The organism is Pseudomonas sp. GL-RE-26, from assembly GCF_019956275.1.
In the GTDB taxonomy this organism is placed as follows: domain Bacteria; phylum Pseudomonadota; class Gammaproteobacteria; order Pseudomonadales; family Pseudomonadaceae; genus Aquipseudomonas; species Aquipseudomonas grandcourensis.
The window spans coordinates 185,648-197,910 of record NZ_JAHBDI010000022.1 but is presented as its reverse complement, the minus strand read 5'-3'; the positions used below and the strand labels follow the sequence as shown (position 1 = coordinate 197,910).

The following is a 12,263-nucleotide window of genomic DNA, read 5'->3' as shown; positions in this document are numbered from 1 at the left end:
CTGATTCAGAGGGGGATTCTACCCGTCATCAGTCGCGATAGCGCGTATGGCCCCGGTATCTCTGGCCCACAAGTAATCTATTGGCCTGAAATGTGTGGTTTGCCAAAGAAAAACCGTCGAATGACGTTTTTTACGTGTTAACTGCCGCTTTCGCCCTTGCCCTGAACGCTCGCGTCTACGATTCTTCAAGAACAACGACAACACCCGAGTAACCACCATGAAAACCGTCGCCCAACTGCTCAAGCTCAAAGATCAGAAGAATCAGGAAGTGCACCAGATCAAACCCGACCACATGGTGCTCGAAGCATTGATGAAGATGGCCGAGAAAAACGTCGGCGCCTTGCTGGTGGTGGAGAATGATGAAGTGCTGGGCATTATCAGCGAACGGGACTACGCGCGAAAACTGGTGCTGCACGGCCGCTCTTCGGTGGGCACGCCGGTGCGCGACATCATGGTTTCGCCGGTGATTACCGTCGACACCCACCAAACCGTGGATACCTGTCTGGGCATCATGTCCGATAGACGCCTGCGTCACTTGCCGGTGGTCGAAGGCGGCAAATTGATCGGCCTGCTGTCGATCGGTGACCTGGTCAAGGAAGCGATTGCCGAACAGGCGGAACTGATCAAGCAGCTGGAACAGTACATTCGCGGGGAATAAGTCGACACGCCGAAGATCCCTTGTAGGAGCAGGCTTGCTCCCACAAGGGATCTTCGGTGTTCAGACCGGCCAATGCCGGGCGAACACCGGTGCCAGTGCCGGGTGGCGGTCGATGCGTTCCAGCCAGGCGAAAAACCCCGGCCGGGCGTTGCGCAAATGTTCCCGACTGCCCGCCCATCGCGAGATCACTGCCGCCAGCACATCCAGGCCCCCGGGTTTCTCGCTGCCCAGGTACAACTCGCCCGAGAACTGATCGGCAAACACCTCCCAACTCCAGTGCAGGCGCCGGCGGGCGCCCTCCATGAGGTTCTGCCTGGACGACTCATCCGCCTCGGCCAACCAGCGTTCGGGGTAATCAATGATGCCGATGGCCGCATAGCAATTGCTGACGATGTACGCCATGCCGCGAATGGCCTGGTCCCGCTCGGCCGGGTCCTGCGGCAACAATCCCGATGCGGGAAAGCTCAGCCCGAGGTGGATCAGGATCGCCGCGCTCTCGGTCAGGACACTGCCATCGGGTAGCTGCAAGGTCGGAATCTGTTTGAGCGGGTTGAGTTTTTCCAGCGCCTGGGCCGCCTCCGCGGACGTCTCGACATCAATGAAGCGATAAGGAACATCGCAGAGCTCAAGGGCTGCTTCGATAGCCGCCGCTCCGGAGTTCAGATGGCCGTAGAGCTGGTGCATAAACGTCTCCTTGCATACCGCGACCTCTGCCGGGCCACATCGACCGTCGCGGCAGAGGAACGCGCCAGCTAACCAGTGTAGAAGCCGCCGCCCGCCACACAGTGGCCATCCGACGATCGCACCATCACGCTCACAAGAGGTGTGGCGTCGGACCTATCATTGCCGTCGATGTTCACCATCACTTCAATGAAGTTCTCTTAAAAAATCCCCGGCGTAACATCTGCTCCATACCAACCCATAAGCACCCCGGAGCACACCATCATGAAACGCCAGACCCTCCTCAGCATCGCTTTCTCGGTTTTCGCAGTTAACGCTTTCGCCGCAAACTCTGCTCAACCTGTGGTCGCTGAAGGCGGCTCGGATCGTCTGATTGAAAGCCGTGTGGCCGAGGGTGGTTCGGATCGCCTGCTGGAAAAACGTGTTGCCGAAGGCGGTTCCGACAAGCTGCTGCAAAACCGTGTCGCTGAAGGCGGTTCCGACAAGCTCCTGCAAAACCGCGTCGCTGAAGGTGGTTCCGACAAACTGCTGCAAAACCGCGTCGCTGAAGGCGGTTCCGACAAGCTCCTGCAAAACCGTGTCGCTGAAGGTGGCTCGGACCGTCTGATCGAAAGCCGCGCTGTCTGAATGCAGTGCTTGACCGCAGAACTCAATGAAAACCCGGCCTCACCCGCCGGGTTTTTTATGCTTTTTTATACGTCGCGATTACTGCACTGCCCGCGCCATGCAGCGCTGGTAGCGTTCATCGACTCGCTTGGCGAACCACGCGGTGGTGAGTTTGCGGGTGATTTTCGGGCTTTGCAGCACGATCCCGGGCAACACTTCACGGGGTAACGGCCGGCCCTCGGCCCGTTCGGCCAGTTCGAAAACCCGCCGATAGAGTTTGCTGTCTTCGAACCCCAGGGTTTTCCCCTCTTCCAGTTGCTCACGGATCGTCGGATTGCGCATGTCCAGTTGCTTGCCGAGGCTGCGCACAGCCAGTTCCGTGGTGCCGGGCATGATCGAACCGTAGTTCACCAGGTCGCCATCCAGCGCCAACGGGATACCGGAAGCCCGGCTCACCGCGTTCTGGAACGCGGCGTTACGACTGGCGTACCAACCCGCGTTGAAGTCCGCAAAGCGGTACAGCGGCTGTGGGTAACTCACCGGATACCCGAGCAGATGCGCGATGCCGAAATACATGCCGCCGCGCCGGGTGAACACTTCATGGCGAATCGAGCCCTTCACCGGGTACGGATAGCCCTTGGCCTGCTGCTCGGCAAAGTCAATGCTGACCTGCATCGGCCCGCCGGTATGCACCGGGTTGAAGCCGCCGAACAGCTTCTTGCCCATCGGCACCATGCCGATGAAGTCGTCGAAAATGGCGCTCAGTTCCTTTTCACTGCGCGCGGCATTCAGGCGGCTGCTGTAGCTTTTGCCGTTGGGCGAATCGAGCATTAACGCACCGCTCACCAGCAGGCCGGGAATATGTGCCTTGGCGGCACGGCGGTCGATCTCGTCGCGGGCGATCTTGCCCAGGCCCGGTACGCTCGGATCGACCTGAAAGGTCGACTCCTGTTCCGTCACCGCGAGCACCGAGCACAGGTTTTGCGTGGTCGCCGAGATGTCTTGCGCGGTAAACGCCACCTGGATATCCGTGGCCCAACCCTGGGGATCGGCAGCCTTGGTCGGTAGCAAACGCATAATATCGGCCTTCACTTCGGCCGGGCTGCGCGCCGCCGGTTCCTGGGTCCGTTGGCTGCCGCAACCGGCCAATACCAGCAACACGGCGACGCTTGTGATCAATCTGATTTGCATGTCGTTCCATCTAATCCGTTGGTCCGGGCCAACCATACGACCAATGGCAGGTCAGCGGCTACGTCCGTGGCAGTCTGACGGTTGCCGCCCTCCCCGACTGGACCATACTTGATTCACACAGCGAGGAGGACAGGTCATGCACCGCAGCGACGTGTTGATCATCGGCGCCGGCCCGACCGGGCTGGTCCTGGCGTTGTGGCTGAGCAAGCTGGGCGTGCGCGTGCGGATCGTCGACAAAACCTCGGCCCCCGGCACCACCTCCCGGGCGCTGGCCGTCCAGGCACGGACGCTGGAGTTGTATCGCCAGCTCGGACTGGACGACGCCGTGGTGCAACACGGCCATCAAGTAAAGGCCGGCAACTTCTGGGTCAAGGGTGAGCCCGTGGCGCGCCTGCCCCTGTCTCAGATCGGTGAAGGCCTGACGCCCTACTCGTTTCTCGAGATTTTCCCGCAGGACGAACACGAACGGCTGCTGATCGAGCGCCTGGAAGCCTTCGGTATCACGGTGGAACGCAACACTGAACTGGCAGGCTTCGAGCAAACCGCAGACGGCATCACGGCCACGCTGGACCTGCCCGACGGTCAGCAGGAAACCTGCCAGGCCTGTTACCTGGCCGGGTGCGACGGTGCCCGGTCGATTGTGCGCAAGACCCTGGATACCGGGTTTCCCGGCGGGACCTACCAGCAGATTTTCTACGTCGCCGACGTGCAGGCCAGCGGCCCGACATTCAATGGCGAACTGCATGTGGATCTCGACGAGGCGGACTTCCTCGCCGTGTTCCCACTGGGCGACAGTGGTCGTGCCCGTCTGATCGGCACGGTGCGCGACGAGCGCGCCGAACACGCCGAGACCCTGCGCTTCGAGGACGTCAGCAGCCGGGCCATCGAGCATATGAAGGTGAAGATCGAGCAACTGAATTGGTTCTCGACCTACCGCGTGCATCATCGGGTGGCGGATCACTTCCGCAACGGCCGGGCGTTTTTGCTGGGTGATGCCGCCCATGTGCACAGCCCGGCGGGCGGCCAGGGCATGAACACCGGGATTGGCGATGCCATCAACCTGGCCTGGAAACTGGCGGCCGTGTTGAGCGGCGGTGCCGAGGCCAGGCTGCTCGACACCTATGAAACCGAGCGCATCGCGTTTGCGCGCAAACTGGTGGCGACCACCGACCGGGTCTTCACGTTCGTCACCGCCGACGGGCCGATTGCCGATTTGCTGCGTACGCGCCTGGCGCCGTTCTTGTTACCGAAAATGACCTCGTTCGAAGCCTCCCGCCAGTTCCTGTTTCGCACGGTGTCGCAGATCACCCTGAATTATCGTGGCATGCCGTTGAGCACGGGCGTTGCCGGGCGTGTGCATGGCGGTGATCGCCTGCCCTGGGCCCATGACGGTGAGGGGGATAATTTCGAGTCGCTCAAGTGCCTGACCTGGCAGGTGCATGTCTATGGCGACACCAGCGACGAGATGATCGCCTGGTGCCACGAGCACCATCTGCCGCTGCATGTGTTCGACTGGCGACCGGCGTTCGAAGCGGCGGGCCTGGGGCGCAACGGCTTTTATCTGCTGCGGCCCGATACCTATGTGGCGATTGCCGAAACCTGCTCGGACCCGAAAGTGATCGAACGGTACTTCCGCGATCACGGGATCCGGACGTTTTTTGGCGCGACCTGAAAACACCACATTCCCCTGTGGGAGCGAGCCTGCTCGCGATAGCGGTGGATCAGTCAGAATCATGTTGACTGACACTCCGCTTTCGCGAGCAGGCTCGCTCCTACAGGGTTATAGAGTGATTATCAGATCCCGGCCAAGGCCAGATCCATCGCAAAATAGGTAAAGATCAGGTCTGCCCCGGCCCGCTTGATCGCCCCCAGGCTCTCGCGCACCACACGGTCTTCATCGATGGCCCCGGCCTGGGCGGCAAACTTGATCATCGCGTACTCACCGCTCACCTGATAGGCCGACAGCGGCAGGCGCGAGGCTTCGCGGATGTCGCGGATGATGTCCAGATACGCACCGGCCGGCTTGACCATCAGCGCATCGGCGCCTTCCTGTTCGTCGAGCAACGATTCGCGCACCGCTTCGCGGCGGTTCATCGGGTTCATCTGGTAGCTTTTACGGTCGCCCTTGAGCGCACTGCCACCCGCCTCGCGGAACGGGCCATAAAGCGCCGAGGCGAATTTGGTCGAATAGGCCATGATCGCCGTCTGGGTAAACCCGGCGTCATCGAGGGCCCGGCGAATCGCCTGGACCTGCCCGTCCATCGCTGCCGAGGGGGCGATCACATCGGCACCGGCACGGGCTGCCGCGACGGCTTGCCTGCCGAGGTTGATCAGGGTCTGGTCGTTGTCGACCTCATGGTTGTGCAGCACGCCGCAATGGCCGTGGTCGGTGTACTCGCAAAAGCAGGTGTCGGACATCACGATCATGTCCGGCACTGCGTCCTTGGCGATGCGCGACATGCGCGAGACCAGGCCGTCATCGCGCCAGGTGTCGCTGCCGCTGCTGTCCAGGTGATGGGACACGCCGAAGGTCATCACCGACTTGATCCCGGCACGGGCGTAGCGCTCGATCTCGCCGGCCAGTTTCGACTCGGGAATGCGCATCACGCCCGGCATGCTTTTGATCGGCACGAAGTCGTCGATTTCTTCTTCGACGAAAATCGGCAGCACCAGGTCGTTCAGGCTGAACTCGGTCTCCTGGAACAGGCTGCGCAGGCTCGCATTGCGGCGCAGACGGCGTGGGCGTGCTTCGGGGAACTGACTGGACATGGGTATTCCTGGATTTCAGAGGACGAGACGAACGTCGTAGGGAGGCGAAGCTTATGCCCTGCGCGGCGCTGGGCACAAACCCCGGGTGATCAACAAACTCTTGCAGGCTGGGCAACAATACTGGCATCCAGCACTGCCCCTCTGTGGGAGCGGTGTATCAGCTCGCTACCGGGCTCGGAATCTGCAACCCACGCACCACCGCCGGCCGCGCCAGGAAACGCTCCAGCACCCGCGTGACGTTAGGGAAGTTCTGAATGCCCACCAGATCGCCGGCTTCATAGAAGCCGATCAGGTTGCGCACCCACGGGAAGGTGGCGATGTCGGCGATGGTGTAGCGCTCGCCCATGATCCAGTCGCGCCCTTGCAGACGGCCGTCCAGCACCTTAAGCAGGCGCCTGCTTTCCTCGACGTAGCGGTCACGGGGACGCTTGTCTTCGTAGTCCTTGCCGGCGAACTTGTTGAAAAACCCGAGCTGGCCGAACATCGGGCCAATGCCGCCCATCTGGAACATCAGCCACTGGATCGTTTCGTAGCGCGCAGCCGACTCCTGGGCCAGCAGTTGCCCGCTCTTGTCGGCCAGGTAGATCAGAATTGCTCCCGATTCGAACAGCGCCAGCGGCAGGTCGTCCGGACCGTGGGGATCGAGGATCGCCGGGATCTTGTTGTTGGGATTGAGTGAAAGAAATTCCGGGGACATCTGGTCGTTGGTGTCGAAGCCTACCCGGTGAGGCTCATACGGCAGGCCGATCTCTTCAAGCATGATCGAGACCTTGACGCCGTTGGGGGTCGGCAAGGAGTACAGCTGAATCCACTCCGGATACTGGGCAGGCCATTTGCGGGTGATGGGGAAAGCGGACAAATCGGTCATGGGCGGGATCCACGAAGACATTGAGAGTGACGATCATAATGTAGATATCGGCTCAGCGATCCCTTGAAGCCATCGATCTCGCTGATAGGCGAGATCAAAAGAGATCACCACTGTTTCAATACCATCCGGTGTATTGTGTCCACATTTGTGCAACATCCTGTCGATAACCTTGGCTGCAAACCCGTGAAGGTTACCGATACATTGCCGCGCACTCGGCCGGAATCGAACCAAACGGGTTCAGGGGACTCAGAGCACCACCCCTTTGATAAAGGACTGGCTTCAATGACATGGAAAACACCCGACGCAGGACAATCGAGGTGTAAAGGTTTGTCAGCCTTAACCGAATTGCGCTGAAGATCCTTTTATTCATGAATCTGTTCAATTTTGCCAAACGCTTTAAATATCGCGCCTACCTTTTGTTGCCCGCCCTCTTGGTGGTCAGCGCGATGTTCCTGTCGCTGGAGCCCGGCCTGAGTCGCGCCCAACCGATGGATGGCACCCAGACGCTGGTCTTCCTGCGCCACGGGGAAAAACCCGCCGGCGGCCTGGGCCAGCTCAATTGCCGGGGACTGAACCGCGCCATCGACCTGGCCACACTGCTGCCGGAAAAGTTCGGCAAGGCCAACTATGTGTTCGCGGCCAACCCGACCCGTAACGTCGAGGAAGGCGAGCTCGACAATTCCTACAGTTATATCCGCCCACTGATGACCATCAGCCCCAGCGCCATCAAGCTGGGCCTGCCGGTGAACATCAACTTTTCCGCCAATGACACCAGTGACCTGGCCGATGAGCTGCTCCACGACAAGTACCACAACTCGGTCATCTACACGGCCTGGTCCCACGGTTACCTGCCAGAGCTGATCAACACGGTGGCCGGCGAAGCCACCGGCAAGGATGCGAAGATCATCGACGACTGGGAGTCCAGCGACTACGACTCGCTGTATGTACTGACCCTGACCTGGCACAACGGCAAGGCCAGTTTGCAGAGCCATGTGTACAAGCAAGGCCTGGATAACGGCGCAGAAACCTGCCCGACCTGAGTTGTGCATTGCCTGATCGGGCCTCATCGCGAGCAGGCTCGCTCCTACAGTGATCTTCGGTGAACACAGTTTTTGTGTACGGCGCAGATCCAATGTAGGAGCGAGCCTGCTCGCGATGAGGCCGGCACAGGCTACATCACCCTCGCTGGCTGCCCCGCTCGCGCAGATACTCAAGAACCGCCCCTCGCTCCCCGGCAAACTCGATCCGCGCGTCTTTCTTCTCCCGCTGAAACGCATACATCGGATCGTAATACTCGCACAGCAGCCCTTCGATCCAGCCCCGGTGCAGATCCACCGCGCCACTGCGGGCCTGCTCGGCCAACGCATCCTCCATCAAGACCAGCAAGCGTCGATGACGTTCACCACCCAGGCGCTTTTGCACATTGTTCAGGCTTTCCAGCAAGCGTTCGGAAAACAACGCAAAGCCCTCCTCGCCATGCACGTCGATGAATTCGGCGCACAGATCCACCACGTAATCGCGCAGGATCCGCTCGACCCGACCTTCCAGGCTGTCTTCCAGCCACACCATCGGGAACTGCTGCATGCCCTGGTACAGCGGCAACGGCAGCGCACAACTGCCCACCGCACGGCTTTCGTCTTCCAGTACGAACTGCTCGATGCCCCGTGCGCGTTTTTTCAACACGTCTACGGCCAAGCGGTTTTCGAAGTCGATGTTCGAGGGTTGGCCCGTGGCGCGCTTGCCGAAACTGGAGCCGCGATGGTTGGCATGACCTTCAAGGTCCACGGCGTTGCCCAGTTGCGTGAGCACCTCGGTTTTGCCGGTGCCGGTCATCCCGCCCAACAGGACGAAATCACACTGGGTCACGGCTTGATCGAGTGTGTCCAGCAGAAAGGTGCGCATGGCCTTGTAGCCACCGCCCACCCGTGGATAGTCGATGCCGGCCTCGTCCTTGAGCCATTGCTGGACTATCTGCGAGCGCAGACCGCCGCGAAAGCAATACAACAATCCATCCGGATGCGCCCGGGCAAAATCGGCCCAGGCCTGGATGCGTTCGGCCTTGACCGCGCCCGACACCAGTTGATGCCCCAGCACGATGGCCGCTTGCTGGCCGTGCTGCTTGTAGCAGGTGCCGACCCGCTGGCGCTCATGGTCATTCATCAACGGCAGGTTGATCACGCCGGGAAACGCGCCCTTGTTGAATTCGACAGGCGCGCGGGCATCCATCATTGGCCGGTCGTTGAGGAAGATGTCGCGGTAATCAGTGCAGTCGACGAACATCAAAACACCTCGACCGCGTTGCTCTGTCGCTCGACCAGTTCACCGATCGGTTCCAGGCTCAGGCCCAGTTCGGCGGCCACCGAAAGGAATTGCTCGTTGCCTTGCGGCGTCACGGCAATCAACAGGCCACCGCTGGTCTGCGGGTCGCAGAGCACGCGTTTGTGCAGCTCCTGAAGGCGTCCGAGCTTGCTGGCGTAGCTGTCGAAATTGCGCAGAGTCCCGCCGGGTACGCAGCCCTGTTCCAGGTAATACTCGACCCCCGGCAGGCGCGGTACGCGGTCATATTCAATGCGCGCCGTGAGCTGGCTGCCGTCGGCCATTTCCACCAGGTGCCCGAGCAGGCCGAAACCGGTGACATCGGTCATCGCGGTCACGCCGTCGAGCTTGCCGAAACGGCTGCCGGGTTTATTCAGGGTGCACATCCAGTCCCGGGCCAGGCCGATGTCGGCATGACGCAACTTGCCCTTTTTCTCGGCAGTCGTAAGGATGCCGATACCCAAGGGCTTGGTGAGATAAAGCAGGCAACCGGCGGTGGCGGTATCGTTGCGCTTCATGTGGCGCTTTTCCACCAGGCCGGTGACAGCCAGGCCAAAGATCGGTTCTGGCGCGTCGATGGAGTGCCCGCCTGCCAGCGGGATGCCCGCCTCGTCACACACCGAACGACCGCCGCGTATCACTTCCCGGGCAACTTCCGGCGCCAACACGTTCACCGGCCAGCCCAGGATCGCAATCGCCATCAACGGATCGCCGCCCATCGCATAGATGTCGCTGATGGCATTGGTGGCGGCAATTCGGCCGAAATCGAAGGGATCGTCGACGATCGGCATGAAAAAGTCCGTGGTCGAGACCACGCCGCGTTCTTCATCGATGGCATACACCGCCGCGTCATCGCGCGAGGCGTTGCCGACCCAAAGCTTCGGGTCGAGGTTCTGCGCCCCGCTGCCGGCCAGGATCACTTCCAGCACCTGGGGGGAGATCTTGCAGCCGCAACCGGCGCCGTGGCTGTATTGGGTCAGGCGAATCGGCTCGCTCATGGGGTTACCTCTTGGAGTCTAGGTAACCAATCCTACAGCAAATGCGCCTTTTTCTTTGTAGGAGATGCAGTGTTGAGCAGTGCCCCTGTGGGTTATGGCAGCAGAATCACCTTGTCACCGCTGCCTTGATTCACTTCGGCATAGCGCTCCAGCCCTTCGGCCAAAGGCGACTCGAACAAGCCTTGTGGCAGGGGCAACAAATCCTGATCGAAGAACTTGCCAAACTGGTCAAGCATCGCTGCGCACGCTTGCACGCCGTACAGCAGCGAGTTGATCCCCACCACCGAGCCACCCTTGCGATACAACGCCAAGGCCGGCAACTGCACGTGACCGTCCACGGGTGCTGCAATGATCGCGATGCGGCCGAACGTGGCCAGGGCGGGTACCGAGGCCGGCAGCCAGAAACCGGTGGTGTCGAAAATCACGTCGGCGCCGCCGGCATAGACGGCGTTGACCTGAGCCCCGAGGTCTTCGGGTTTATCCAGTTGCAGGGTCTGGTAGCCCTGATCCTGCAAGTCCTTGACCTGTTCCGGACGCCGCGCGGCCGCCAGCACCCGGGCACCGCGCACCTTGGCCAAGGCCAGCGCGGCACTGCCAACTGCCCCGCCACCGATGACCAGCAATCGGGTTTCGGCCGTCACCAGGCTGCGCTCCAGTGCATCCCACGCCGTGGTGTACGGCACGCCGAGGCTGGCGGCCTGGGCAAAGCTCAGGTGCGTGGGTTTGAGCGCCACGCCATTGGCCGGCAGCTTGACGAACTGCGCGTGGGAACCGTCGGCGAAAAAACCCAGTTCCTTGCCCGTGCCCCAGACGTCCTGACCGATCAGCGCCTGCGGGCCGGCCACGACAACTCCGGCAAAGTCTCGACCGGGAATCCGCGGCAAGGTGGTGTAGGGAAAACGCCCCAGCACGTTCTTCACATCGCTGGGGTTGAGGCCGGCGGCCTTGATCTCGACCAGCACTTCATCGACGCCGGGCACGGGCGTAGGCACCTCGACGTAGCGCAGGGCCGAGAGATCACCGGTTTTATCGAATTGCAGAGCTTTCATGGGCGTATCCATCGAGTCGAAAAGGGTTCAGGAGATCCAGCCAGCCACCAGCCCCCGCCCCATCGGCCAGAGCTTTTCGCCGGCGAGCATGCCGAGCAGGCCCACCAGCGCGATGGCCGGGGGTGCGGGGGAACGAAAATCCAGGGCGCCGTAGAGCAGACCGACGCCCAGACCGATGGCCACAGACACGAGGTAGTTCATGGCGGACTCCGGGAGCAATTGAGGTATGCGCTGAGTCTAGGGGGCGACGCCTGCGAGCATCGGCCAAGTGCTTCTGAATTTCGGCCAAAGCCTGGCCTCGACGAGTTCAGTCCTGGCGTTGCGCCGCCGGAAACTGCGAAGGGGCAACGCCCAGCTCACGGCGAAACATGTCGCTGAAGCTGCTCGGCGAATAGCCCAGCTCCCGGGCAATCGCGCTGACCGGTACGCCCTGGATCAACTCGGCCACCGCCGTCGCCAGTTGCACCTGACGCCGCCACTCGGCGAAGCCCATGCCCAAACCGTCCTTGAACAGCCGCGCCAGGGTGCGCACGCTGGCTCCGGCGTTGTCCGCATGTTGTTCGAAAGGAATGTCCAGTGAAGGCGCAGCCATGACCGCCTGACACAAATTCATCAATCGCCGGTCGGAATCGTCCGGCAACGGAATTTTCAACAGCGAACGCCTGGCCCGCTTGAGCTCCAGCAGCGCCAGGCCCACCAGCGCGTCGTAATACTCGGGCGACCCGTCGTTACCCTGCTCCACCAGGCTGACAATCAACTCGCGCAGCAAGCCGCCGACCTCGATCACCTGAACGCTGTCATCCAGGGTCGCGGCCAGGGACGGCCGCAGGTAGATATTGCGCATCTGCAGGTCCGATACCACGCGAATCCCGTGGGGCACGCCGGGCGGCAACCACACCGCCCGCTGCGGTGGCACCACCAGCGCTTCATGCGGCGTCTCGACCCACATCACCCCGCTCATCGCATACAGCAACTGGCCCCAGACGTGCTCATGGGGCTCGATGTACAACCCGCGCGGATAGGTGCGCGCCAGCGGTTGCACAGGCACATTGGTATCACTCAGGTCAGGCGGTGCGGCGAGGGCCATGGTCAATGTTCATTGGGGGTACGGGAAGCTTCCATGGTAA

General features: G+C 61.5%; 13 protein-coding genes. 4 read left to right on the top strand and 9 right to left on the bottom strand.

Annotated elements, in window-relative coordinates; all coding sequences use genetic code 11:
• Window positions 1–217 precede the first annotated feature (217 nt).
• Entirely contained in the window at window positions 218–658 is a 441-nt protein-coding gene (locus tag KGB07_RS15780; protein WP_046042792.1) for a CBS domain-containing protein, read from the top strand.
• 60 nt (window positions 659–718) lie between these two features.
• Here KGB07_RS15780 and KGB07_RS15775 read toward each other — a convergent pair whose 3' ends face one another.
• Window positions 719–1,342: a glutathione S-transferase gene (locus tag KGB07_RS15775; protein WP_046042793.1), complete on the bottom strand. Its 624-nt coding sequence runs from the start codon at window positions 1,340–1,342 to the stop codon at window positions 719–721.
• A 261-nt stretch (window positions 1,343–1,603) separates the two neighbouring features.
• Between KGB07_RS15775 and KGB07_RS15770 the strand changes: the two genes are divergently transcribed.
• A complete protein-coding gene (locus KGB07_RS15770) occupies window positions 1,604–1,966 on the top strand; it encodes a hypothetical protein (RefSeq protein WP_046042795.1) in 363 nt (120 codons plus the stop codon).
• A gap of 78 nt (window positions 1,967–2,044) precedes the next feature.
• Here KGB07_RS15770 and KGB07_RS15765 read toward each other — a convergent pair whose 3' ends face one another.
• On the bottom strand, window positions 2,045–3,136 hold the full coding sequence (locus KGB07_RS15765; RefSeq protein ID WP_223465883.1) for a DUF1615 domain-containing protein: 1,092 nt from the start codon (window positions 3,134–3,136) through the stop codon (window positions 2,045–2,047).
• A 136-nt stretch (window positions 3,137–3,272) separates the two neighbouring features.
• On the opposite strand from KGB07_RS15765, the gene KGB07_RS15760 reads away from it, so the two are divergent.
• Window positions 3,273–4,808 (top strand): FAD-dependent oxidoreductase, encoded by a 1,536-nt coding sequence (locus tag KGB07_RS15760; protein ID WP_223465882.1) that lies wholly within the window; start codon window positions 3,273–3,275, stop codon window positions 4,806–4,808.
• Between the two features lie 122 nt (window positions 4,809–4,930).
• Here KGB07_RS15760 and hemB read toward each other — a convergent pair whose 3' ends face one another.
• Together hemB and KGB07_RS15750 are read right to left on the bottom strand one after the other, a co-directional pair.
• A complete protein-coding gene (gene hemB / locus KGB07_RS15755; protein ID WP_046042798.1) occupies window positions 4,931–5,905 on the bottom strand; it encodes a porphobilinogen synthase in 975 nt (324 codons plus the stop codon).
• A 157-nt stretch (window positions 5,906–6,062) separates the two neighbouring features.
• Window positions 6,063–6,773 (bottom strand): glutathione S-transferase family protein, encoded by a 711-nt coding sequence (locus KGB07_RS15750; protein WP_046042799.1) that lies wholly within the window; start codon window positions 6,771–6,773, stop codon window positions 6,063–6,065.
• Window positions 6,774–7,141: 368 nt separating this feature from the next.
• Between KGB07_RS15750 and KGB07_RS15745 the strand changes: the two genes are divergently transcribed.
• Window positions 7,142–7,813 carry a hypothetical protein gene (locus tag KGB07_RS15745; protein WP_046042800.1) on the top strand — a complete coding sequence of 224 codons (672 nt, stop codon included), beginning with the start codon at window positions 7,142–7,144 and terminating at the stop codon, window positions 7,811–7,813.
• 136 nt (window positions 7,814–7,949) lie between these two features.
• Here KGB07_RS15745 and mnmH read toward each other — a convergent pair whose 3' ends face one another.
• The 5 genes from mnmH to KGB07_RS15720 all read right to left on the bottom strand — a co-directional run bounded on the left by mnmH (window position 7,950) and on the right by KGB07_RS15720 (window position 12,223).
• Window positions 7,950–9,053, bottom strand: coding sequence for a tRNA 2-selenouridine(34) synthase MnmH (gene mnmH, locus KGB07_RS15740; protein WP_046042801.1), 1,104 nt, complete (start codon window positions 9,051–9,053; stop codon window positions 7,950–7,952).
• Window positions 9,053–10,087 (bottom strand): selenide, water dikinase SelD, encoded by a 1,035-nt coding sequence (gene selD / locus KGB07_RS15735; RefSeq protein ID WP_046042802.1) that lies wholly within the window; start codon window positions 10,085–10,087, stop codon window positions 9,053–9,055. The genes mnmH and selD overlap by 1 nt, the downstream gene beginning before the upstream one ends.
• A 92-nt stretch (window positions 10,088–10,179) precedes the next feature.
• Complete coding sequence (locus KGB07_RS15730) at window positions 10,180–11,136, bottom strand: zinc-binding alcohol dehydrogenase family protein (RefSeq protein ID WP_046042803.1); 957 nt, start codon at window positions 11,134–11,136, stop codon at window positions 10,180–10,182.
• Window positions 11,137–11,163: 27 nt separating this feature from the next.
• Complete coding sequence (locus KGB07_RS15725; RefSeq protein ID WP_008049832.1) at window positions 11,164–11,337, bottom strand: DUF1427 family protein; 174 nt, start codon at window positions 11,335–11,337, stop codon at window positions 11,164–11,166.
• A 106-nt stretch (window positions 11,338–11,443) separates the two neighbouring features.
• Window positions 11,444–12,223, bottom strand: a complete 780-nt coding sequence (locus tag KGB07_RS15720; protein ID WP_046042804.1) for an AraC family transcriptional regulator — start codon at window positions 12,221–12,223, stop codon at window positions 11,444–11,446.
• Window positions 12,224–12,263: the final 40 nt, after the last annotated feature.